We start from the raw sequence: 22,406 nt of genomic DNA, 5'->3' as shown, positions 1-22,406 counted from the left end.
GAATAAAAGGCACCTTTGCGGGTGCCTTTTCTATTGCTCAACTAAGGCCTGACCGCCTCCAGCATAACGATGTCGCTGCTAAATGAGCCATCCTCCTGCAGTTCAAAATAACGCTGTACTTCATCTGACGCGCTTTGTTGGTATGCGCGAATCGCATCCGCCAGCACTGCGGGCGTTCTCATTCTTGCAATCCAGCTTGAAAACTCCAGCTTCAGCCGATCGCACAGCAGGTTTTGTGAGATAAGCCCCGCCTCATTAAACAAACTCAGCCATTCACCGCTGGAGTAATTGCGTACATGCGAGGTATCGCGCAGCGCCTCAACCGTTTGCAGCCAGATATCCAGCACAGGGTGGCCCGGAGACATCACGTCCATAAAGATGACCACGCCGCCCGGCTTCAGTACGCGTTTAACTTCGCGCAGCGCTTTACCGACGTCATGCCAGTGATGGGCTGAATAGCGGCTGATGACAATATCAAAAGATTTATCATCAAAGGGTAAGGCTTCGGCATAACCTTGCCGGGTCGTCAGGTTAGCGATGCCGCGTGTCTGCGCCGCATCGTTAACCACCGCCAGCATCTGCTCAGAAAGATCGTAAGCAACCACCTCTTTCACCTGGCCTGCGGCAATAAAACTGGCGTGCCCTGCCCCGCATCCCATATCAAGCAGCTTTGCATGAGGGCATGTAGCCAGACGAGCACTAAGACGCTCTAAATCGCGCCCGGAGGCGTGTACGGCGCTGCTCAGATAGGCGCTGGCCTGGGAACCGAACTGCCTTTCAACGTTGTCATGGTGAGATTGTGTTGCCATCGTATTGTCCTTGCGTTTGAGTGATAGAAAGGGCAGCTCACAGGTCTGCCCAACGGCAGACCTGACTAACCTTACTTCAGCTCAGGCTTGCCGGGACGGAATTCGACTAGTAGAGGGTTGTGATCGGAAGCACGGGTAACCAGCACAGAGGCTTCCGTGACGTTCAAACCACGATAGAAAACAAAATCCAGCGGGCGCCCGAAAGCTTTGCGACGGTGATCGTCGGTAAAACGGACTTCGCGCAGCGCCATTTCGCGAGCAAACCGGTAAAGCGCGTTCATCCGCGGGCGACTCCATGCATTAAAGTCACCGGCCATAATCACTGGGCCATTATGGTGACCAATTTGATCGCCAATCGGGCCGAGCTGTTTGCTGTACACATCCACACCCAGGCTGAAATTCACCGCGTGAATGTTTACGACCATTAATAAGCGACCATCCGGCAGCGGATAGACCGTTACTAATGCTGATTTAGACAGACGCAGAATAGGTTCCCGCTCCCGCAGGGGACAACAGTAAACGGGATGCGCGGCAGAAAGGGTCATCACGCCAGAAGGATGCTGTGGCAAAACGAAAGCAGGAACCTGATCGGCAGCCAGATAGTTACTGGTGGCGAATGCTACCAGTTCAGGCGTGGTCTGGGCTTCCTGCAGCAGAACAAGGTGGGCGTCTTTGCCAAAATTTTGCAGCACCGAAAGCCAGTCGGCTCTCTGCTGCTTAAAGATATTCCATACCAGCACACGTAACGCGCCTTCGCCCGGCAGCGGCTCACCGGGTGGTAATGCCTGACCTATAGTCGCAAAGGAGCCAGGCGGCAGAATGCGTTCTGCAGGCTGACCGGCGACATATCGCATGGCATAAGTATTTTTGCGCACGTTTGACTAAAGACCTCGGTAACCACAGGGGCCCTCTGTCAGAGGGCGGTCTTTCATTTATAGGGGCTTTATTGCAGAGTTTCAATGATCATTACAAGCTGTTGATGAATCAGAGCGTAACAAAACCTCACCTCCTTACCCTTTTCATCAGCCAGCGGCCGCTTCGGTTTGCTTATCGAGACGAGCGTTCAGGCCAATCAACAGCGGCGCTCCCGCGACAATAACGGAACCTGACGCGATACCGATATTAAACGCAGCGATGTTCAGGCCAGAGGCATAATTTACTCGATAGCGGATGTCTTTTAATGACACGCAGTATGGCGTGATGGTTAAATAACAAAAAAATACAAAATATCAATATAATTTTGCTTCAGGAGCAACAATGAAGGCTACCTCTGAAGAACTGGCGATCTTCGTCGCCGTCGTCGAAAGCGGAAGCTTTAGCCGGGCGGCAGAGCAGCTGGGGCAGGCAAACTCAGCCGTGAGCCGCGCGGTAAAGAAACTTGAGATGAAACTGGGCGTAAGCCTGCTGAACCGCACTACTCGCCAGTTGAGCCTCACAGAAGAAGGCGAACGCTATTTCCGCCGCGTGCAGCAGATCCTTCAGGAAATGGCAGCTGCAGAAAATGAACTCATGGAAACGCTTCAGACGCCCCGCGGGCTCCTGCGTATCGATGCAGCAACGCCGGTTATGCTGCACCTGCTGATGCCGCTGATTAAACCTTTTCGTGAACGTTATCCTGAAATGACGCTGTCTCTCGTCTCCTCTGAAACTTTCATCAACCTGATTGAGCGGAAAGTGGACGTGGCGATCCGTGCAGGTACTCTTACAGATTCCAGCCTGCGCGCAAGGCCTCTGTTTGCAAGCTATCGTAAAATCATCGCCTCGCCTGAGTATCTTTCACGATACGGTAAGCCTGCATGCGCTGAGGATCTAAAAGATCATATTTGTCTGGGATTCTCGGAAACTGCCAGCCTGAACCGCTGGCCGGTCGCACAGCGTGACGGGCAACTTTATGATATTAAGCCGGGAATTACCTCTAACAGCGGTGAAACGCTAAAGCAGCTTTGTCTGAGGGGAAATGGGATCGCCTGCCTTTCTGACTATATGATTAATCAGGAAGTGGCTGAAGGGAAATTCGTTGAATTGCTGGCGGATAAGCTTTTGCCGGTAGAGATGCCTTTCAGCGCGGTCTATTACAGTGACCGGGCCGTCAGCACGCGTATCAGGGCATTTATTGATTTTCTGAGTGAGCATGTACAACAGCCCCCGCAGGGGCTGTAGCAGATAATTAATCCCGCTAAGGCGCCAGACCTTCCGGGCTAATCAGCCGGTCATTGCGATCCAGAGCAGCAATGGCGGGCATATCTTCGTCATTGAATTTTAACGTTTAAGTCTGCAGATTGCTTTGCAGGCTTTCTCTTTTCGTCGAAGATGGAATGACGGCATAACCCAGCTGTTTGCAAATAGGGTGAAAGCTCAATCATCGCCTCTCCTGCAGCGGCTTCATTATCGTAAATTTGCGCGGTATCGATTGTTCGATATCGCAGCGCCAGTGCCGCTTTTGTCAATGCGATGACCACGTCGTTTTTTAAGCAAAAGTAACCAAATCAAATGCAGGGGTCGTCATTACTTACCTTATTGAGGATATCTATTTGTAATACGAGGATTAACTGAGAAATGACGATAATGAAAAAGAGAGATAAATGCAGAAGACGTTTGCCATAAAGGCAATAATTGCGGCGTTTGCCTGAAGTTCAGACAAAGAAAAAAGCCCTGAGTCTTAGACTCAGGGCTTAATAAGTGGCGGAACGGACGGGACTCGAACCCGCGACCCCCTGCGTGACAGGCAGGTATTCTAACCGACTGAACTACCGCTCCACCGAATTTCTTACAGCCACCGGATCTCACTCCGGCTTACTTCTGAATCTGGAGCCTGGCAGTTCCCTACTCTCGCATGGGGAGACCCCACACTACCATCGGCGCTACGGCGTTTCACTTCTGAGTTCGGCATGGGGTCAGGTGGGACCACCGCGCTGTTGCCGCCAGGCATATTCTGTACCGCCGACCGTCACCTTAAACACGTGACCACCGGCGTCAATCCTGAACATCGCTGAAAATTAAATCGTCTCGCACCAAAACACCTTCGGTGTTGTAAGGTTAAGCCTCACGGATCATTAGTACTGGTTAGCTCAATGCATCGCTGCACTTACACACCCAGCCTATCAACGTCGTCGTCTTCAACGTTCCTTCAGGACCCTTGAAGGGTCAGGGAGAATTCATCTCGGGGCAAGTTTCGCGCTTAGATGCTTTCAGCGCTTATCTCTTCCGCATTTAGCTACCGGGCAGTGCCATTGGCATGACAACCCGAACACCAGTGATGCGTCCACTCCGGTCCTCTCGTACTAGGAGCAGCCCCCCTCAATTCTCCAGCGCCCACGGCAGATAGGGACCGAACTGTCTCACGACGTTCTAAACCCAGCTCGCGTACCACTTTAAATGGCGAACAGCCATACCCTTGGGACCTACTTCAGCCCCAGGATGTGATGAGCCGACATCGAGGTGCCAAACACCGCCGTCGATATGAACTCTTGGGCGGTATCAGCCTGTTATCCCCGGAGTACCTTTTATCCGTTGAGCGATGGCCCTTCCATGCAGAACCACCGGATCACTAAGACCTGCTTTCGCACCTGCTCGAGCCGTCACTCTCGCAGTCAAGCCAGCTTATGCCTTTGCACTAACCTCACGATGTCCGACCGTGATTAGCTGACCTTCGTGCTCCTCCGTTACGCTTTAGGAGGAGACCGCCCCAGTCAAACTACCCACCAGACACTGTCCGCAACCCGGGTAACGGGTCCACGTTAGAACACCAGCCATTAAAGGGTGGTATTTCAAGGATGGCTCCACGCAGACTGGCGTCCGCGCTTCAAAGCCTCCCACCTATCCTGCACATCAAGGACCAGTGTTCAGTGTCAAGCTGTAGTAAAGGTTCACGGGGTCTTTCCGTCTTGCCGCGGGTACACTGCATCTTCACAGCGATTTCAATTTCACTGAGTCTCGGGTGGAGACAGCCTGGCCATCATTACGCCATTCGTGCAGGTCGGAACTTACCCGACAAGGAATTTCGCTACCTTAGGACCGTTATAGTTACGGCCGCCGTTTACCGGGGCTTCGATCAGGAGCTTCAGCTTGCGCTTAACCCCATCAATTAACCTTCCGGCACCGGGCAGGCGTCACACCGTATACGTCCACTTTCGTGTTTGCACAGTGCTGTGTTTTTAATAAACAGTTGCAGCCAGCTGGTATCTTCGACTGGCTTCAGCTCCACGGGTAAACCGCTTCACCTACGCGCCAGCGTGCCTTCTCCCGAAGTTACGGCACCATTTTGCCTAGTTCCTTCACCCGAGTTCTCTCAAGCGCCTTGGTATTCTCTACCTGACCACCTGTGTCGGTTTGGGGTACGATTCTGTGTCACCTGGAGCTTAGAGGCTTTTCCTGGAAGTGTGGCATTTGTCACTTCAGCACCGTGGTGCCTCGTCATCACGCCTCAGTGTTAAAGAAGACCGGATTTGCCTGGTCTTCACACCTTCACGCTTAAACCGGGACAACCGTCGCCCGGCCGACATAGCCTTCTCCGTCCCCCCTTCGCAGTGACACCGAGTACAGGAATATTAACCTGTTTCCCATCGACTACGCCTTTCGGCCTCGCCTTAGGGGTCGACTCACCCTGCCCCGATTAACGTTGGACAGGAACCCTTGGTCTTCCGGCGAGCGGGCTTTTCACCCGCTTTATCGTTACTTATGTCAGCATTCGCACTTCTGATACCTCCAGCAGCCCTCACAGGCCACCTTCAACGGCTTACAGAACGCTCCCCTACCCAACAACGCATACGCGTCGCTGCCGCAGCTTCGGTGCATGGTTTAGCCCCGTTACATCTTCCGCGCAGGCCGACTCGACCAGTGAGCTATTACGCTTTCTTTAAATGATGGCTGCTTCTAAGCCAACATCCTGGCTGTCTGTGCCTTCCCACATCGTTTCCCACTTAACCATGACTTTGGGACCTTAGCTGGCGGTCTGGGTTGTTTCCCTCTTCACGACGGACGTTAGCACCCGCCGTGTGTCTCCCGTGATAACATTCTCCGGTATTCGCAGTTTGCATCGGGTTGGTAAGCCGGGATGGCCCCCTAGCCGAAACAGTGCTCTACCCCCGGAGATGAGTTCACGAGGCGCTACCTAAATAGCTTTCGGGGAGAACCAGCTATCTCCCGGTTTGATTGGCCTTTCACCCCCAGCCACAGGTCATCCGCTAATTTTTCAACATTAGTCGGTTCGGTCCTCCAGTTAGTGTTACCCAACCTTCAACCTGCCCATGGCTAGATCACCGGGTTTCGGGTCTATACCCTGCAACTTAACGCCCAGTTAAGACTCGGTTTCCCTGCGGCTCCCCTATACGGTTAACCTTGCTACAGAATATAAGTCGCTGACCCATTATACAAAAGGTACGCAGTCACCCCATAAAAGAGGCTCCCACTGCTTGTACGTACACGGTTTCAGGTTCTGTTTCACTCCCCTCGCCGGGGTTCTTTTCGCCTTTCCCTCACGGTACTGGTTCACTATCGGTCAGTCAGGAGTATTTAGCCTTGGAGGATGGTCCCCCCATATTCAGACAGGATACCACGTGTCCCGCCCTACTCGTCGAACTCACAGCAAGTGTGTCTTTGTGTACGGGAGTATCACCCTGTACCCTGCGCCTTTCCAGACGCTTCCACTGACACACAGACTGATGCTGGTTCTGGGCTGTTCCCCGTTCGCTCGCCGCTACTGGGGGAATCTCGGTTGATTTCTTTTCCTCGGGGTACTTAGATGTTTCAGTTCCCCCGGTTCGCTTCGTTAAGCTATGTATTCACTTAACGATAGTGCAACGGATTGCACTGGGTTTCCCCATTCGGAAATCGCCGGGTATAACGGTTCATATCACCTTACCGGCGCTTATCGCAGATTAGCACGTCCTTCATCGCCTCTGACTGCCAGGGCATCCACCGTGTACGCTTGGTCGCTTAACCTCACAACCCGAAGATGTTTCGCTTCAGGTGATGAAAAGTTGAGAGACTTGGACATATCGTATTCTCATTCTTTATTACGGAAGAATGAGACGACATGTCATTTCAATTTTCAGCTTGTTCCGGATTTTTAAAGAGCAAATATCTCAAACGTGATTCCTGAGAATCAGTTTTGAGATATGACCGAGCATTAAATGATGGTGGAGCTAAGCGGGATCGAACCGCTGACCTCCTGCGTGCAAGGCAGGCGCTCTCCCAGCTGAGCTATAGCCCCATCGATTTCGTAAAACCTTATTGATTCACCATCAGTTCGTTGCCAGACAAGGCGCAGCGCCATGAAGCATACTTAAGTATGTGAGTGGCGCTGTAACGCAGGATAGCGACGAATCTGGTAGGCCTGAGTGGACTTGAACCACCGACCTCACCCTTATCAGGGGTGCGCTCTAACCACCTGAGCTACAAGCCTATAAGGTTTTACTGCTCGTTTTCTATCAGACAATCTGTGTGGACACTGCGCGGAACGTATCTTTCAGGTAAGGAGGTGATCCAACCGCAGGTTCCCCTACGGTTACCTTGTTACGACTTCACCCCAGTCATGAATCACAAAGTGGTAAGCGCCCTCCCGGAGGTTAAGCTACCTACTTCTTTTGCAACCCACTCCCATGGTGTGACGGGCGGTGTGTACAAGGCCCGGGAACGTATTCACCGTGGCATTCTGATCCACGATTACTAGCGATTCCGACTTCACGGAGTCGAGTTGCAGACTCCGATCCGGACTACGACGCACTTTATGAGGTCCGCTTGCTCTCGCGAGGTCGCTTCTCTTTGTATGCGCCATTGTAGCACGTGTGTAGCCCTACTCGTAAGGGCCATGATGACTTGACGTCATCCCCACCTTCCTCCAGTTTATCACTGGCAGTCTCCTTTGAGTTCCCGACATTACTCGCTGGCAACAAAGGATAAGGGTTGCGCTCGTTGCGGGACTTAACCCAACATTTCACAACACGAGCTGACGACAGCCATGCAGCACCTGTCTCAGAGTTCCCGAAGGCACCAAAGCATCTCTGCTAAGTTCTCTGGATGTCAAGAGTAGGTAAGGTTCTTCGCGTTGCATCGAATTAAACCACATGCTCCACCGCTTGTGCGGGCCCCCGTCAATTCATTTGAGTTTTAACCTTGCGGCCGTACTCCCCAGGCGGTCGACTTAACGCGTTAGCTCCGGAAGCCACGCCTCAAGGGCACAACCTCCAAGTCGACATCGTTTACGGCGTGGACTACCAGGGTATCTAATCCTGTTTGCTCCCCACGCTTTCGCACCTGAGCGTCAGTCTTTGTCCAGGGGGCCGCCTTCGCCACCGGTATTCCTCCAGATCTCTACGCATTTCACCGCTACACCTGGAATTCTACCCCCCTCTACAAGACTCTAGCCTGCCAGTTTCGGATGCAGTTCCCGGGTTGAGCCCGGGGATTTCACATCCGACTTGACAGACCGCCTGCGTGCGCTTTACGCCCAGTAATTCCGATTAACGCTTGCACCCTCCGTATTACCGCGGCTGCTGGCACGGAGTTAGCCGGTGCTTCTTCTGCGGGTAACGTCAATCGGCGCGGTTATTAACCGCACCGCCTTCCTCCCCGCTGAAAGTACTTTACAACCCGAAGGCCTTCTTCATACACGCGGCATGGCTGCATCAGGCTTGCGCCCATTGTGCAATATTCCCCACTGCTGCCTCCCGTAGGAGTCTGGACCGTGTCTCAGTTCCAGTGTGGCTGGTCATCCTCTCAGACCAGCTAGGGATCGTCGCTTTGGTGAGCCGTTACCCCACCAACTGGCTAATCCCATCTGGGCACATCTGATGGCAAGAGGCCCGAAGGTCCCCCTCTTTGGTCTTGCGACGTTATGCGGTATTAGCCACCGTTTCCAGTGGTTATCCCCCGCCATCAGGCAGTTTCCCAGACATTACTCACCCGTCCGCCGCTCGCCGGCAAAGTAGCAAGCTACTTTCCGCTGCCGCTCGACTTGCATGTGTTAGGCCTGCCGCCAGCGTTCAATCTGAGCCATGATCAAACTCTTCAATTAAAAGCTTGATGTGCTTCAACCAGTGAAGCGGTGCTCAAAGATTACATTCACATAATTCATAATGAATTACTGTCTGGTCACTTTAAGGCTTGATATTTTTTTGCATCCGGAGATGCTGAGATATCAATCCTGCGAGTGCCCACACAGATTGTCTGATAAATTGTTAAAGAGCGTGCAACGAGCGGCTGAGCCTGCTGTTGCGAGGTGGCGTATATTACGCTTTCCTCCTACAGAGTCAAGCGTTTATTTTCGCTTTCGTCTGCCTGACGGGCCGGTTTGTAAGCCGTTGTGCCGTGTCAGTGGAGGCGCAGTATAGGGATTTTTCGGAGGCTGACAACCCCTAATTTCAAAATAATTTCCGACCGCGCATTTTTTAATCGTTAAGCCGATTTTTAGCGCGTTTTAATCGCTTTTGGCAGGTCAGCAAGGCTATTGATGACCAGATCCGCTGCCGCTTCGCCTTCTTCTGTTACCGGCTTGCCGCTACGCACCAGCACTTTTGTCCCGACGTTTGCGGCTTGAGCCGCCTGCATGTCTTCTAATTTATCGCCAACCATATAAGAAGCGGCCATATCAATGTGCAGATACTCGGCGGCGGATAACAACATACCCGGCTGCGGCTTGCGGCAATCGCAGGCCTGGCGAAACTCTTCTACTACTGCTTCCGGATGGTGAGGACAATAATAGATGCCATCAAGATCGACACCACGGTCGGCCAGCGACCAGTCCATCCATTCGGTCAGGTTTTCAAAATCATCTTCCGTGAACATGCCGCGGGCGATCCCCGACTGGTTGGTGACCAGCACCAACGCATAGCCCATCTCTTTTAATTCACGCATGGCGTCGATCACGCCGTCGATAAATTCAAACTGGTCGACTTCATGGACGTAGCCATGATCGACATTAATAGTGCCATCGCGGTCGAGAAAAATAGCGGGTACGGACTGTGCCACCTGGAAACTCCTGATACTGGATTATTGTCCTTAGTATCGCATGATTTGGGGAGCGGGTGAGAACAGACAATCACGCCCCGATTGATTTAGACGTCTGGATGCCTTAACATCCATACCGATGACGGTCGTCGCCCGTCCTCGGCAGTAGAAAATGCCACGGCTAACTCTTATACGATAATAAATAACCTAATGATTAAACTTTCAAACATCACCAAAGTGTTTCAGCAAGGGCACCGCACCATACAGGCGTTGAATAACGTCAGTCTGCACGTTCCTGCCGGGCAAATTTATGGCGTGATTGGCGCATCCGGCGCGGGTAAAAGCACCCTGATCCGCTGCGTGAACCTGCTTGAGCGCCCGACGCAAGGCTCCGTACTGGTTGATGGTCAGGAGCTGACGACGCTCTCTGAAGGTCAATTAACGAAAGCTCGCCGCCAGATCGGCATGATCTTCCAGCACTTTAACCTACTCTCGTCCCGCACGGTTTTCGGCAACGTAGCTTTGCCGCTGGAACTCGACAATACGCCGCGCGAAGAAGTTAAGCGTCGCGTCAGCGAGCTTCTGGATCTCGTAGGCTTAAGCGAAAAGCATGACGTCTATCCGGCTAACCTTTCCGGCGGGCAGAAGCAGCGCGTAGCTATCGCTCGTGCGCTGGCCAGCAATCCTAAAGTGTTGCTGTGCGATGAAGCTACCAGCGCGCTCGACCCTGCCACTACCCGTTCCATTCTCGAATTGCTGAAAGATATTAACCGTCGCCTTGGCTTAACCATCCTGCTTATCACCCATGAAATGGACGTGGTGAAACGCATCTGCGACTGCGTAGCCGTTATCAGCGATGGCGAGTTAATAGAACAAGATACCGTAAGCGAAGTCTTCTCCCATCCGAAGACCCCGCTGGCGCAGCAGTTTATTCAGTCCACCCTGCACCTGGATATTCCGGAAGATTACGCTCAGCGCCTGAGCGCAGAAACGCGCGATGAATTTGTTCCCTTATTGCGTCTGGAATTTACCGGTCAGTCAGTTGACGCGCCTTTACTTTCCGAGACGGCCCGTACCTTCAACGTTAACAGCAATATCATCAGCGCCCAGATGGATTACGCCGGCGGCGTGAAGTTCGGCATCATGCTGTGTGAAATGCACGGTGCGCAAAACGACACGGAAGCCGCAATTGCCTGGCTGAAAGAACAACATGTAAAAGTAGAGGTGCTGGGTTATGTCTGAGCCAATGATGTGGTTGCTGCTTAAGGGCGTCTATGAAACGCTGGCGATGACCTTTGTGTCCGGCTTCTTTGGTTTTGTTATCGGTCTGCCGGTAGGCGTGCTGCTTTATATTACGCGTCCAGGGCAGATTAGCGCGAACGTGAAGCTTTACCGTGCTATGTCGGCGCTGGTGAATATCTTCCGCTCCATTCCTTTCATTATCTTGCTGGTATGGATGATTCCCTTCACCCGCGCGATAGTCGGTACGTCCATCGGCCTGCAGGCAGCCATTGTGCCGCTAACCGTAGGCGCCGCGCCTTTCATCGCACGTATGGTGGAGAATGCGCTGCTGGAAATTCCATCGGGCCTGATTGAAGCGTCCCGCGCGATGGGGGCAACGCCGATGCAGATTATCCGCAAGGTACTGCTGCCTGAAGCGCTGCCGGGCCTGGTCAACGCGGCCACTATCACCCTGATTACGCTGGTAGGTTACTCTGCTATGGGCGGCGCGGTCGGCGCTGGCGGCTTAGGCCAGATTGGTTATCAGTATGGTTATATCGGTTATAACGCTACCGTGATGAATACGGTATTAGTGTTACTGGTGGTATTGGTGTATTTAATTCAGCTATCTGGCGATCGTATCGTCCGGGCTGTTACTCACAAATAAGACGTTCAACACAACATCGTTTTTACTCAAGTAAGGAAGGGATATGTCTTTTAAATTTAAAACCTTTGCGGCGGTTGGTGCTTTGATTGGTTCACTGGCTCTGGTGGGTTGTGGTCAGGATGAGAAAGATCCAAACCATATCAAAGTTGGCGTTATTGTGGGTGCCGAGCAGCAGGTTGCTGAAGTGGCGCAGAAAGTTGCCAAAGAGAAGTATGGCCTCGACGTTGAGCTGGTAACCTTTAACGATTACGTGCTGCCAAACGAAGCGCTGAGCAAAGGCGATATCGACGCTAACGCCTTCCAGCACAAACCTTATCTCGATCAGCAGATTAAAGATCGCGGCTACAAGCTGGTTTCCGTTGGCAACACTTTCGTTTATCCGATTGCCGGTTACTCCAAAAAAATCAAATCGCTGGATGAGCTGCAAAACGGCGCGCAGGTCGCCCTACCAAACGACCCAACTAACCTTGGCCGCTCTCTGCTGCTGCTGCAAAAACAGGGTCTCATCAAGCTGAAAGATGGCGTTGGCCTGCTGCCAACCGTACTAGACGTTACCGAGAATCCAAAAAACCTGAAGCTGGTTGAGCTGGAAGCGCCACAGTTGCCGCGTTCCCTGGACGATGCGCAGATTGCACTGGCGGTTATCAACACCACCTACGCAAGCCAGATTGGCCTGACTCCAGCCAAAGACGGTATCTTTGTGGAAGATAAAGATTCTCCGTATGTGAACCTGATCGTAACTCGCGAAGATAATAAAGATGCGGAAAACGTGAAGAAATTCGTTGAGGCTTACCAGTCTGACGAAGTTTATGAGGCGGCAAATAAAGTCTTCAACGGCGGCGCGGTTAAAGGCTGGTAAATTTCCCTTTCACTCTTTTTACGTAAATAATCTAAGACGGGCTCATGCCCGTCTTGTTATTTTTGCAAGAGCTTGATTCAATATTCCCGATTTATCATTCATTGAGGAAAAATTATGCGTGCTTTACCGATCTGTTTATTAGCAGTCATGCTGAGCGGCTGTTCTATGCTAAGCAGATCCCCCGTTGAACCCGTTCAAAGCACTGCAACACCAGCGAAAGCTGAACCTGCTAAGCCTAAAGCGCCGCGCCCGGCTCCGGTAAAAATCTATACCAATGCGGAAGATTTGGTCGGCAAGCCGTTCCGCGATCTGGGCGAAGTCAGCGGCGAATCCTGCCAGGCAAGCAATCAGGACTCCCCGCCGAATATCCCAACCGCACGTAAACGTCTGCAGATTAATGCATCAAAAATGAAAGCGAACGCGGTGCTGCTGCATAGCTGCGACGTCACCAGCGGTACGCCAGGCTGCTATCGCCAGGCGGTTTGCGTTGGTTCTGCGCTGAACGTTTCGGCGAAATGACAGCATTCACCTTTGAACAGATTGGTGTAATTCGCTCCCCGTACAAAGAGAAGTTTGCCGTTCCGCGCCAGCCAGGGCTGGTGGCGGACGGAGGCGGCGAACTCCACTTGCTGCCGCCTTTTAACCTGGCCGATGCCGTGCGCGGCCTGGAAGGCTTTAGCCACCTGTGGCTGCTATTTGTCTTCCACCAGACGATGGCAGGCGGCTGGCGTCCGACCGTGCGCCCTCCCCGTCTTGGCGGCAACGCGCGTATGGGCGTCTTTGCCACGCGCTCGACCTTCCGCCCCAACCCCATCGGCATGTCGCTGGTAGAGCTGAAAGGCATTCGCTGCGAGAAAAGCCAGGTGATTCTGGAGCTTGGCAGCCTGGATTTGGTTGATGGCACGCCGATTGTTGATATCAAACCTTATCTTCCCTTTGCCGAGGCATTACCTGATGCCGTGGCGGGCTACGCCCAGAACGCGCCCGCTGCCGATATGCCGGTCTATTTCACCATTGGTGTGCAGCAACAATTAGCCCGGCTGGATAACGCCTGGCCGAATATTGCGCGCTTTATCCAGCAGGTGCTGGCCCAGGATCCTCGACCAGCCTATCGTAAGGGCGAAGAGGCGGGTAAAACCTATGCCGTAGCGCTGCTTGATTTCAATGTGCGCTGGCGCGTTACGGAGCAGGGTTCTGAAGTGTTTGCCGTTGAAGAACGTTAATTTAGCGCCCCTCTCTTTTGACATCCCTGCCACACTGGTAAACTAAACCACTTTTTTGAAGCAGGCTGCTTTGCAGCCGCAGTTTGTTGACAAAAAAGGTAAAAGCGTGGTTTTTCCTTCTTTGTGATTATCAGCCGTTCAAATGGAACCGTAACAACATGCGTACTAGCCAATATCTGCTCTCCACTCTGAAGGAGACCCCTGCCGACGCCGAAGTCATCAGCCATCAGCTGATGCTGCGCGCCGGGATGATCCGCAAACTCGCCTCCGGTTTATACACCTGGTTGCCAACCGGTTTGCGCGTCCTGAAAAAAGTCGAAAATATCGTGCGTGAAGAGATGAACAACGCCGGTGCCATTGAGATGTGCATGCCCGTTGTTCAACCCGCCGATTTGTGGCAGGAGAGCGGCCGCTGGGAACAGTACGGCCCGGAGCTGCTGCGCTTTGTCGATCGCGGCGATCGTCCGTTTGTGCTCGGCCCAACGCATGAAGAGGTCATCACCGATCTGATTCGTAACGAGCTGAGCTCTTATAAACAGCTGCCGCTGAACTTCTTCCAGATCCAGACCAAGTTCCGTGACGAAGTGCGCCCGCGCTTCGGCGTCATGCGCTCACGCGAATTCCTGATGAAAGACGCTTACTCTTTCCATACTACTCAGGAATCGTTGCAGGAAACTTACGATGCGATGTACCAGGCCTACAGCAAAATCTTCACCCGTATGGGTCTGGATTTCCGCGCTGTTGAAGCAGATACCGGTTCCATCGGCGGCAGCGCATCCCATGAGTTCCAGGTGCTGGCGCAGAGCGGCGAAGACGATGTGATTTTCTCTACAGAATCAGATTACGCAGCCAATATCGAATTCGCAGAGGCCGTAGCGCCAGCCGGCGATCGTGCTGCGCCAACCGCAGAAATGACGCAGATTGACACCCCGAATGCGAAAACCATCGCTGACCTGGTAGAACAGTTCAATCTGCCGATTGAGAAAACCGTGAAGACCCTGCTGGTCAAAGCGACCGAAGGCAGCGCTTATCCGCTGGTCGCTCTGCTGGTTCGTGGCGATCATGAACTGAACGAAGTGAAAGCGGAGAAACTGCCGCAGGTAGCAAGCCCGCTGACCTTCGCCACCGAAGCAGAGATCCGCGCCGTGGCTAATGCAGGCCCGGGCTCTCTTGGGCCGGTGAATCTGCCGGTTCCAGTTGTGATTGACCGCACCGTTGCGGCGATGAGCGATTTTGCCGCTGGCGCAAACATCGACGGCAAACACTTCGTGGGGATCAACTGGGAGCGCGACGTAGCGCTGCCGCAGGTTGCGGATATCCGTAACGTGGTGGAAGGCGATCCAAGCCCGGACGGCAAAGGCACGCTGCTGATTAAACGCGGCATTGAAGTAGGCCACATCTTCCAGCTCGGCAGCAAGTATTCCGAATCGATGAAAGCGTCCGTTCAGGGTGAAGATGGCCGTAACCAGACGCTGACCATGGGCTGCTACGGTATCGGGGTTACGCGCGTTGTGGCGGCGGCCATTGAGCAGAACAACGACGAGCGCGGCATTCTGTGGCCGGACGCCATTGCGCCTTTCCAGGTCGCTATCCTGCCGATGAACATGCACAAATCTTTCCGCGTGAAAGAGCTGGCGGAAGAGCTTTACGCTACCCTGCGCGCCAAAGGCATCGACGTGCTATTGGACGACCGTAAAGAGCGCCCGGGCGTGATGTTTGCGGATATGGAGCTGATTGGCGTTCCGCATATGGTGGTTATCGGCGACCGCAACCTCGACAGCGAAGAAGTCGAATACAAAAACCGTCGCGTTGGCGAGAAGCAGATGATTAAGACCGGCGAAATCATCGATTTCCTGCTGAGCCAGATCCCGCGCTAGCTTTTCTTATCCACATAAAAAAGCCCTGCTTTTGCAGGGCTTTTTTTATCCATTTTTATCCGTTGGAACAATCTTTACCCGATACGAACTTCGCGGCTTTATCCGCCATGAGCGTTTTCTGCAGCTCACCGCTGTCTGGCGAAGCCTGCAGGGTAAAATGCGCCTCCATCATCAATAGCACGGGCTGCATATCCTTACCGCGCGCCGCTGCGTAGCCGCGCTCCAGCTCCGCATTGCTGGCTACGGCAAAGGTGCGCCCGGTGGCGCAATCCTGGAATATCGCCGCATCAGCCATGTATTTATACATTCCTTTCATCGCCATCGGCGTGGCGGGCAAAGCGTCGTTTGTGGGTTTCAGCGTATAGTCAAACTGTGACTCAACGGGATTCCCTTCGCGGTCGAGCATCTCAAGTCCCCCGTCCTGTGGACGAAAATAGAGTTTTTCTCCGTCGCTTTCTGTCAAAACGAGCTTATCAGCCGTGCGGACCCAGCTACCGTAAGAGGCAAATACCGCAGGTGATTCCGCCCCCTGATAGCGCTGGTTCAGAACCCAGGTACCGTCTTTCTCAAGAAACAGCGAGGTCTCGATCCCCGCGCAGTCCGCACAGGGCAGCACTCCTTTATAACTCTGCTGCATTGGTTTGAGTTCTGCGGCCTGCACAGGTTGCAGGGTTTGCACTTCGCCACGGTTATTACAGCCAAAAAGCGCAAACAGACTGCAAACAGCCGCTGCCGATAAGAGTAATTTTTTCACCGTCTCTTCCTTATGCTAATGACCTGACCGCCCCTTTCACTCGGGGCGACGAACTTTTCCGCGCAGCGATTTCGTCGTTGATTTTTGCGCTTTGGTCGCCAGGCGACGCTCTTTTGAAGCGCGCGTCGGCCTGGTCGCCCGGCGGCTTTTCTGCTCGGCGGTTAATTCCTTGATTAAGGAAACCAGGCGGGCAACGGCGGCTTCACGGTTCATCTCCTGGCTGCGGTATTCCTGCGCTTTTATCACCACCACGCCATCGGGTGTGATGAGATGATGGCTCGCCGCAAGCAGCCGTTCTTTATAATATTCCGGCAAGCTGGAAGCGCGGATATCAAAACGCAGGTGAATAGCCGTTGAGGTTTTATTCACATGCTGACCGCCCGCGCCCTGCGCCCGGATCGCCGTAATCATCACTTCTTGATCGGGTATGTCAACCGTTCGGGAAACGCTAATCATCAATGGCGAAGCCACGCGGTAAAGTGTATTTCAACGTTATTTTCGGCATCCGACAGCCAGATTGCGCCATCCTGGATGGTCGCCTGCAAATTCATGCTGCGCGTGCCGAACTCGCTTAACTTAGCCAGCTGCTCATCGTCCAGATACCAGATGCTGAGGTTTTTAAACTGGCTCAGTTTGTTCTGATTTTGCTGCCACCATATTTCGGCCGCACGACTATTGTAGGTAAACAGCGCCACTTCCGCCGACTGGCTGCAGGCTTTTTTCACCCGACGCTCTTCCGGCAGGCCCAGCTCAATCCACAGATCGATACCTAAATGATCGTTGTGCTGCCAAATCTCCGGCTCCTCTTCCGCGCTCAAACCACGGGAAAATTGCAGGCGTTCATCCGCATATTTAATCCACGCCAGCAGGCGTAGCATCATGCGCTCTTGCGTTTCAGACGGATGGCGCGCCAACGTCAGGTTGCTGTCCAGGAACTTATTGCGATCGAGATCGGCAACGTTCACCATCGCTTTGTAGATCGTCGCTTTTAACGCCATCACACTTCTCCAGATTTAGTTGGCGCTCATTGTAGCGAAAACCTCGCTAAAACGCTGTCAGGTATTCACCACAGCAGGTATTTACGCTGCTGATATCGGTTTCATGCCTGTGGTATAGTCCACCTTGCTAAACAGGGTTTATCTTCGTAGGCTTAAGTTCCATCCACGATTAAGTCTGAAGTCGAGACTCTGACAGGAGGGCGTGTGGAAAAGTATTGTGAACTGGTTCGACAGCGCTATGCGGAGATCGCAAGCGGTGATTTAGGTTACATTCCGGATGCGTTAGGTTGCGTCCTTAAGGTGCTGAATGAAGTGGCCTGTAACGAAGCACAGCCAGAATCTATCAGGGAACAGGCGGCGTATGCTGCCGCGAACTTACTGGTGAGCGATTATGTCTTTGAATGATACCTATCAACCCATCAATTGTGATGACTATGACAATCTTGAGCTCGCCTGCCAGCATCACCTGTTACTGACGCTGGAGCTGAAGAGCGGAGAGGTGTTGAAAGCGAAAGCAGGCGATCTCGTGTCTCGTAAAAACGTCGAATATTTGCTTATCGATGATGCGGGCAGCACGCGTGAAGTTCGGCTCGATAAAATCACCAGCTTCAGTCATCCTGAAATCGGCACCGTCGTCGTCAGCGAATCCTGACGTAAAAACGCAGGAGAAGCGGACAGCCCAACGGCTGTCCGTTTTTTTATGGCTTCATTGCAGCATAATAGGCGGCAAGGTTGCTGATATCCTCATCGGATAAGCCGCTGACGTAGGCCTTCATGATCTCCGCCTGCCCGCCGCTGCGCTCACCTTTCTTGTATGCCTGAAGCGCGTGCTCAAGATATTTTTCATTTTGCCCGGCAAGATTCGGGTACATAGGTACGGAAACCTTACCGCTCGCGCCGTGACAGGCCACGCACATTACGGCTTTTTGCTCGCCCGCTTGCGCATCGCCGTTTGCAAGCGCGGGTAAAGTACACATCATCAGCCCAACCAGGGTCATCGCTCTTTTCACTGCTGTGTCTCCTTTTGCCAGTCTATATGCCAGCACGATCGATCCGTTGCCTGTCCCTCACGGGTGACGAATATACCCGGGGCGGTAATTAACTGCTCGCCATAAAATACCAGCGGGGTGATATTGCGCTGCCATGAAGGGATCCGCAACTCCTGCCAGATTTTCTTCAGGCTTCTGCCGCGATCGCGCCCGACGATATGGTGATTGCCGCTTGCTTTAAAACGGATGGTGACCGCTTCGTCATGACGCGGGGCACGAACCGCCTCTCCTTCAGCGCTCAGTTTCAGGATGCCAAGACCAGCCGGCAGATGCAGCGGAGCGTAAGGCGCGCGCCAGTTCACCACGGCATCGCCCTGCCCGTCCAACAACGGCACCCGGTAAAGCGCCCCCTGAAAACGGCGAACTTCATAGTTGCCGAACTTCAGGCGAGGATTGGCGTCCTCACGGCTGGACGCAATCTCATCCCAGACGCGCTGTAATGCGGCCCGAGATGGCATCGGTGCGTGATGAAAAGCCAACCAGCGTCGCAGAAGCGCTGACCGGCGAGCTTCGCTCAGTCCAGTTAAGGGTGCGATACGCAAAGCGCCATCTTCCTGCAGCAGGGTGGAAAGCTGTTCGGCCAGCAATTCATCCAGCAGCGCTTCCTGCTCGCCGCAAAGCTCGGCGCTGCGGGCTACGCTGTGGGCAAAATGCGGCCAGCGCTGCTGTAAAACAGGCACAACGCGCAGCCGCAGAAAATTTCTGTCGTAAGCGTCATCCTGATTACTCTCATCCTCAATCCAGGTTAGCTGATGCACTGTTGCCCATTCTTCTAACGCCGCACGACTCTGGCCAAGAAGCGGGCGCAACAGCGTTGTACCGGCAAAATCCAGTTTTGCCGGCATCGCCGCAAGGCCCGCCGGTCCGCTCCCGCGTTTAAGCGCCAGCAAAAAAGTTTCGCACTGATCGTCAAGGTGCTGTGCAGTTAACAGCGCTTCGCCCGGCCGCAGTTCATCAGTTAACGCCTGATAGCGGGCCGCGCGCGCCTGCGCTTCAATGCCTTTTCCATCATCCGCCAGATGCACATAAGCCACTTCGAAGGGAACGTTCCACCGCGCGCAAAGCCGCTCGCAGTGGCTTACCCATTCATCAGCATGTGGGCTTATCCCATGATGAATATGCATCGCGCGCAGACGCAGCTCGGGGGCGACAGTGTCGCGCAGCGAAACCAGCTGATGCAGCAAAACCGTGGAATCCAGCCCGCCGCTAAACGCCACCAGCAGGCTGCGGTGCGGATGAAGTAGTGACAATAAGGGGTGGAGATCCATAATCAGTAATTTACGTGAGGGTTTGCCCGGCACGTTACCGGGCAACGACGAGAGAGGCAAGAGCTACTGCTGGTAAAGTTCCAGCGGCAGGCCGTCGGGGTCGGCAAAAAAGGTGAAGCGCTTATCGGTAAAGGGGTCAATGCGAACGGGTTCGCAGCTTACGCCATGCTTTTCCAGATGCGCAATTGCCTGGTCGAGATCTTCAACGCTAAATGCCAGATGGCGCAGACCACATGCTTCCGGGCGGCTTGCGCGCGCGGGTGGAAACGGGAAGGAGAAAAGTTCGATAACATACTGCCCGTTTAACGCCAGATCGCCTTTCCAGGAGTCCCGCTCCTCGCGGTACGCTTCCGCCTGCAGCGTAAAGCCCAGAATGTCGCAGTAAAATTGCTTACTGAGCTGGTAATCCGAGGCGATGATGGCGATGTGATGAACCTGCTTTAAACCCAGCATAAGTGCTCCTTTGTCTTTTTCGCACGGTAACCATCGCACCACGGCAAATCAAGACGCTATACCTCTTTTAAGACTCGTACCCGGTATATGCCATCCTCTCCAAGCTTCGCTCCGTGAATATCGGTTTCAAAGCCGGGATAATGCTCGCCTACCGAACAGAGCATCAGCAGAAAATCGAGCACCGCACGGCTTTCGTTGGTGATCATCTCGCCGGGCATCACCACCGGCACGCCAGGCGGATACGGCAGGATCATATTTGCCGAAACCCGGTTCAGGAGCTGTTCGATTTCAACCGTTTCAACATTCCCTTTTACCTGCTGCTGATACGCCTGATGCGGCGTCAATATCATTTCCGGCAGGACGTCAAACGCCCGCAGCATTAAGTCCGGCAAATTATGCTGTTTGATGAGCCTGTGGATCCCCTGCGCAAGATCCTGAATACGCATATTACGGTAGAAGTCAGGATCTTCGGCATAGAGATCCGGCAGCATATTTTTGACCCGCAGGTTGAGATCGTAGGAACGTTTAAACTCGGTCAGGCCGCGCAGCAGGCTGAGCGCTTTGGTTTTGTCGATGCCGATGCTGAACAGAAACAGCAGGTTGTACGGCCCGGTCTTCTCAACCACCACGCCGCGCTCGTCGAGAAACTTCGCCACCAGCGCTGCCGGAATGCCTTCATCAGCCATGCTGCCCAGCTCGTTCATCCCGGGCGTAAGAATGGTGACTTTAATCGGATCGAGATACATATGATCGTCATCGGCATCTTTAAAGCCATGCCAGTCTTCTTCACCAGGTGAGATTGGCCAGCAGGCGGCTTCGTCGATATGTTCCGGCTGCCAGATATCGAAGAACCAATCCTCCGACTCCTCACGCAGGCGCTGAACCTCGCGGCGAAAATGCAGCGCCCTTTCCACGGAGCGGTTAATTAAACGCCTGCCGGGATTGCCGCGCAGCATGGCGGCCGCCGTTTCTATGGAGGCCACCAGCGGATAGCTCGGCGAAGTGGTGGTATGCATCATGTAGGCTTCATTAAAGGTTTGCTCGTCATAATCACCTTTAATGTGAATCAGAGATGCCTGCGAAAGCGCCGCCAGTAATTTGTGGGTGGACTGCGTTTCGTAGAAAACTTTGCCCGGCACCCGTTCGCCGCTCATGCCGCTTTTTCCCTGGTAAATGGGGTGAAAATTGGTATAGGGAACCCAGGCGGAATCAAAGTGGATGGAGGGGACGTCCAGCGTATGCTTAATAAATTCGGTGTTGTAGAGCAGGCCATCATAAGTCGAGTTGGTGATGACGGCATGTACCGGCCACCGGGCATCTTTCGTGGCGGCCACTTTTTGTGCAATGCTTTCACGCAGGAACTCGCGTTTCGGGATGCCGCCCAGAATACCCAAAGCATTACGCGTGGGCTTTAACCAGATGGGCACCAGGTCGGTCATCATCAGCAGATGCGTCAGCGATTTATGACAGTTGCGGTCAATTAAAACGGTGCTGCCAGAAGGCGCGGCGTACATCCCGACGATTTTGTTCGAGGTGGATGTGCCGTTGGTCACCATATAGCTTTGCTCGGCGCCAAAGGTGCGGGCGATGTACTCTTCGGCTTCCAGATGCGGGCCGGTATGGTCGAGCAGTGAACCCAGCTCGGTTACCGAAATAGACACATCCGCCTTTAAGAGATTTCCGCCGAAGAAGTCATAGAACAGGCAGCCCACCGGGCTTTTCTGATAGGCCGTTCCCGCCATATGTCCCGGCGTACAGAAGGTATATTTGGCTTCTTTAACATAGGTGAACAGCGCTTTGGTTAAGGGCGGCGTGATGTTATCAAGATACTCGTCGGTATACTGGCTGATACGCACGGCGATGTCGTCCGCGGCGCTGAGGGCATATTCAAAGAACCACAGCGCCATGCGCATCTCGTTGACGCTGACGTCCAGCGACGAGTGGGTGTTGATAAAGGCGTAAAGCGGCAGGTACTCGTTAAGCAGATTAATTTCGCTGCACAGATCGAGGCTGTATTCGTCCCAGTCGAAAATCACGCCGCAAATTCTTGGGTTGTGTTCGATGAGTTTCAGCAGGTCGGTGCTGTTGGTCGGATAGATGAGCTGGAAGCCCTGCTTCTCCAGCTGCTGATGCAGCTCTTTGATCGGCTCGTCTTTATAAAAAACGCCCTGCGGTCCCATGATGGCGATGATATTCACAGCTTACCTCCTGGCAAAAGTCTCTGGTAAGCATAGCGCAATGCGCTTTTCATTGAAGCGACAGAAGCAAAAAGGGCCGGAAAA

18 protein-coding genes, 3 tRNA genes, 3 rRNA genes and 3 pseudogenes are annotated in these 22,406 nt (G+C 53.5%); 9 read left to right on the top strand and 18 right to left on the bottom strand.

Translation table 11 applies throughout. From position 1 onward, the window contains the following. Positions 1–41 precede the first annotated feature (41 nt). The 3 genes and pseudogenes from WLO31_RS03830 to WLO31_RS03820 form a co-directional block, all read right to left on the bottom strand. Positions 42–809: a class I SAM-dependent methyltransferase gene (locus WLO31_RS03830; RefSeq protein ID WP_435929173.1), complete on the bottom strand. Its 768-nt coding sequence runs from the start codon at positions 807–809 to the stop codon at positions 42–44. Between the two features lie 71 nt (positions 810–880). After that, positions 881–1,684 (bottom strand): endonuclease/exonuclease/phosphatase family protein, encoded by an 804-nt coding sequence (locus tag WLO31_RS03825; RefSeq protein WP_435929172.1) that lies wholly within the window; start codon positions 1,682–1,684, stop codon positions 881–883. Positions 1,685–1,831: 147 nt separating this feature from the next. After that, positions 1,832–1,969 (bottom strand): annotated as a pseudogene (locus tag WLO31_RS03820) (MFS transporter); the annotation flags it as partial. Between the two features lie 97 nt (positions 1,970–2,066). Here WLO31_RS03820 and yafC point away from each other — a divergent pair. Then, positions 2,067–2,980 (top strand): annotated as a pseudogene (yafC, locus tag WLO31_RS03815) (DNA-binding transcriptional regulator YafC). Positions 2,981–2,985: 5 nt separating this feature from the next. Here yafC and dkgB read toward each other — a convergent pair. From dkgB to gmhB, 8 genes and pseudogenes are all read right to left on the bottom strand, one after another. Further along, a pseudogene (gene dkgB / locus WLO31_RS03810) lies at positions 2,986–3,138 on the bottom strand (2,5-didehydrogluconate reductase DkgB); the annotation flags it as partial. Between the two features lie 351 nt (positions 3,139–3,489). Continuing rightward, positions 3,490–3,566, bottom strand: a tRNA-Asp gene (locus WLO31_RS03805). 53 nt (positions 3,567–3,619) lie between these two features. Beyond that, positions 3,620–3,735 (bottom strand): 5S ribosomal RNA (gene rrf / locus WLO31_RS03800). 106 nt (positions 3,736–3,841) lie between these two features. Continuing rightward, positions 3,842–6,749 (bottom strand): 23S ribosomal RNA (locus WLO31_RS03795). A gap of 195 nt (positions 6,750–6,944) precedes the next feature. Next, positions 6,945–7,020, bottom strand: a tRNA-Ala gene (locus WLO31_RS03790). A 115-nt stretch (positions 7,021–7,135) separates the two neighbouring features. After that, positions 7,136–7,212 (bottom strand) — tRNA-Ile (locus WLO31_RS03785). Positions 7,213–7,280: 68 nt separating this feature from the next. Further along, positions 7,281–8,823, bottom strand: a 16S ribosomal RNA gene (locus WLO31_RS03780). Together the 16S, 23S and 5S rRNA genes with 3 tRNA genes alongside form the textbook arrangement of a ribosomal RNA operon. Positions 8,824–9,215: 392 nt before the next feature. Further along, positions 9,216–9,776 carry a D-glycero-beta-D-manno-heptose 1,7-bisphosphate 7-phosphatase gene (gene gmhB, locus WLO31_RS03775; RefSeq protein ID WP_435929171.1) on the bottom strand — a complete coding sequence of 187 codons (561 nt, stop codon included), beginning with the start codon at positions 9,774–9,776 and terminating at the stop codon, positions 9,216–9,218. A gap of 189 nt (positions 9,777–9,965) precedes the next feature. Here gmhB and metN point away from each other — a divergent pair, with 189 nt between their 5' ends. The 6 genes from metN (at position 9,966) to proS (ending at position 15,602) form a co-directional block, all read left to right on the top strand. Next, positions 9,966–10,997, top strand: coding sequence for a methionine ABC transporter ATP-binding protein MetN (gene metN / locus WLO31_RS03770; RefSeq protein WP_435929170.1), 1,032 nt, complete (start codon positions 9,966–9,968; stop codon positions 10,995–10,997). After that, a complete protein-coding gene (locus tag WLO31_RS03765) occupies positions 10,990–11,643 on the top strand; it encodes a methionine ABC transporter permease MetI (RefSeq protein ID WP_435929169.1) in 654 nt (217 codons plus the stop codon). Before metN ends, WLO31_RS03765 begins: the two co-directional genes overlap by 8 nt. Before the next feature lie 43 nt (positions 11,644–11,686). After that, positions 11,687–12,502 (top strand): methionine ABC transporter substrate-binding lipoprotein MetQ, encoded by an 816-nt coding sequence (gene metQ, locus WLO31_RS03760; RefSeq protein WP_435929168.1) that lies wholly within the window; start codon positions 11,687–11,689, stop codon positions 12,500–12,502. Between the two features lie 114 nt (positions 12,503–12,616). Beyond that, on the top strand, positions 12,617–13,021 hold the full coding sequence (gene rcsF / locus WLO31_RS03755) for an Rcs stress response system protein RcsF (RefSeq protein WP_271121936.1): 405 nt from the start codon (positions 12,617–12,619) through the stop codon (positions 13,019–13,021). Beyond that, positions 13,018–13,725 (top strand): tRNA (N6-threonylcarbamoyladenosine(37)-N6)-methyltransferase TrmO, encoded by a 708-nt coding sequence (gene tsaA / locus WLO31_RS03750; protein ID WP_435929167.1) that lies wholly within the window; start codon positions 13,018–13,020, stop codon positions 13,723–13,725. The genes rcsF and tsaA overlap by 4 nt, the downstream gene beginning before the upstream one ends. A 158-nt stretch (positions 13,726–13,883) precedes the next feature. Continuing rightward, positions 13,884–15,602 (top strand): proline--tRNA ligase, encoded by a 1,719-nt coding sequence (gene proS / locus WLO31_RS03745; RefSeq protein ID WP_435929166.1) that lies wholly within the window; start codon positions 13,884–13,886, stop codon positions 15,600–15,602. Positions 15,603–15,657: 55 nt separating this feature from the next. Here proS and nlpE read toward each other — a convergent pair whose 3' ends face one another. Genes nlpE through WLO31_RS03730 form a run of 3 tightly spaced genes read right to left on the bottom strand, consistent with a single transcriptional unit; the run spans position 15,658 to position 17,354 of the window. Continuing rightward, entirely contained in the window at positions 15,658–16,356 is a 699-nt protein-coding gene (gene nlpE, locus WLO31_RS03740; RefSeq protein WP_435929165.1) for an envelope stress response activation lipoprotein NlpE, read from the bottom strand. A 36-nt stretch (positions 16,357–16,392) separates the two neighbouring features. After that, positions 16,393–16,812, bottom strand: a complete 420-nt coding sequence (gene arfB / locus WLO31_RS03735; RefSeq protein ID WP_435929164.1) for an alternative ribosome rescue aminoacyl-tRNA hydrolase ArfB — start codon at positions 16,810–16,812, stop codon at positions 16,393–16,395. Further along, the gene (locus tag WLO31_RS03730) at positions 16,812–17,354 is read right to left on the bottom strand and encodes a YaeQ family protein (protein WP_167610837.1); all 543 of its coding nucleotides are present in this window, start codon (positions 17,352–17,354) and stop codon (positions 16,812–16,814) included. Before WLO31_RS03730 ends, arfB begins: the two co-directional genes overlap by 1 nt. A 204-nt stretch (positions 17,355–17,558) precedes the next feature. On the opposite strand from WLO31_RS03730, the gene WLO31_RS03725 reads away from it, so the two are divergent. Next, positions 17,559–17,759, top strand: coding sequence for a YaeP family protein (locus tag WLO31_RS03725; protein WP_202301084.1), 201 nt, complete (start codon positions 17,559–17,561; stop codon positions 17,757–17,759). Further along, positions 17,746–18,006, top strand: coding sequence for a Rho-binding antiterminator (rof, locus tag WLO31_RS03720; RefSeq protein ID WP_435929163.1), 261 nt, complete (start codon positions 17,746–17,748; stop codon positions 18,004–18,006). The genes WLO31_RS03725 and rof overlap by 14 nt, the downstream gene beginning before the upstream one ends. Before the next feature lie 46 nt (positions 18,007–18,052). On the opposite strand, the gene WLO31_RS03715 is transcribed toward rof, so the two are convergent. The 4 genes from WLO31_RS03715 to WLO31_RS03700 form a co-directional block, all read right to left on the bottom strand. After that, a complete protein-coding gene (locus tag WLO31_RS03715; protein WP_435930505.1) occupies positions 18,053–18,352 on the bottom strand; it encodes a c-type cytochrome in 300 nt (99 codons plus the stop codon). A gap of 8 nt (positions 18,353–18,360) precedes the next feature. Next, positions 18,361–19,671, bottom strand: coding sequence for a tRNA lysidine(34) synthetase TilS (gene tilS / locus WLO31_RS03710; protein ID WP_435930503.1), 1,311 nt, complete (start codon positions 19,669–19,671; stop codon positions 18,361–18,363). 63 nt (positions 19,672–19,734) lie between these two features. Beyond that, positions 19,735–20,124 carry a VOC family protein gene (locus WLO31_RS03705; RefSeq protein WP_435929162.1) on the bottom strand — a complete coding sequence of 130 codons (390 nt, stop codon included), beginning with the start codon at positions 20,122–20,124 and terminating at the stop codon, positions 19,735–19,737. Positions 20,125–20,180: 56 nt separating this feature from the next. Next, on the bottom strand, positions 20,181–22,322 hold the full coding sequence (locus tag WLO31_RS03700; protein ID WP_435929161.1) for a lysine decarboxylase LdcC: 2,142 nt from the start codon (positions 22,320–22,322) through the stop codon (positions 20,181–20,183). Positions 22,323–22,406: the final 84 nt, after the last annotated feature.

Origin of the sequence: Dryocola sharpae, from assembly GCF_051307055.1 — a bacterium.
Lineage (GTDB): Bacteria > Pseudomonadota > Gammaproteobacteria > Enterobacterales > Enterobacteriaceae > Dryocola.
This window is presented reverse-complemented; position numbering and strand designations above follow the sequence as displayed.

Coding starts and splice junctions, on each gene's coding strand:
- WLO31_RS03830 (WP_435929173.1), bottom strand. CDS start 809: ATGGCAACACAATCTCACCATGACAACGTTGAAAGGCAGTTCGGTTCC.
- metN (WP_435929170.1), top strand. CDS start 9,966: ATGATTAAACTTTCAAACATCACCAAAGTGTTTCAGCAAGGGCACCGC.
- WLO31_RS03765 (WP_435929169.1), top strand. CDS start 10,990: ATGTCTGAGCCAATGATGTGGTTGCTGCTTAAGGGCGTCTATGAAACG.
- metQ (WP_435929168.1), top strand. CDS start 11,687: ATGTCTTTTAAATTTAAAACCTTTGCGGCGGTTGGTGCTTTGATTGGT.
- rcsF (WP_271121936.1), top strand. CDS start 12,617: ATGCGTGCTTTACCGATCTGTTTATTAGCAGTCATGCTGAGCGGCTGT.
- tsaA (WP_435929167.1), top strand. CDS start 13,018: ATGACAGCATTCACCTTTGAACAGATTGGTGTAATTCGCTCCCCGTAC.
- proS (WP_435929166.1), top strand. CDS start 13,884: ATGCGTACTAGCCAATATCTGCTCTCCACTCTGAAGGAGACCCCTGCC.
- arfB (WP_435929164.1), bottom strand. CDS start 16,812: ATGATTAGCGTTTCCCGAACGGTTGACATACCCGATCAAGAAGTGATG.
- WLO31_RS03730 (WP_167610837.1), bottom strand. CDS start 17,354: ATGGCGTTAAAAGCGACGATCTACAAAGCGATGGTGAACGTTGCCGAT.
- rof (WP_435929163.1), top strand. CDS start 17,746: ATGTCTTTGAATGATACCTATCAACCCATCAATTGTGATGACTATGAC.
- WLO31_RS03715 (WP_435930505.1), bottom strand. CDS start 18,352: ATGACCCTGGTTGGGCTGATGATGTGTACTTTACCCGCGCTTGCAAAC.
- tilS (WP_435930503.1), bottom strand. CDS start 19,671: ATGGATCTCCACCCCTTATTGTCACTACTTCATCCGCACCGCAGCCTG.
- WLO31_RS03705 (WP_435929162.1), bottom strand. CDS start 20,124: ATGCTGGGTTTAAAGCAGGTTCATCACATCGCCATCATCGCCTCGGAT.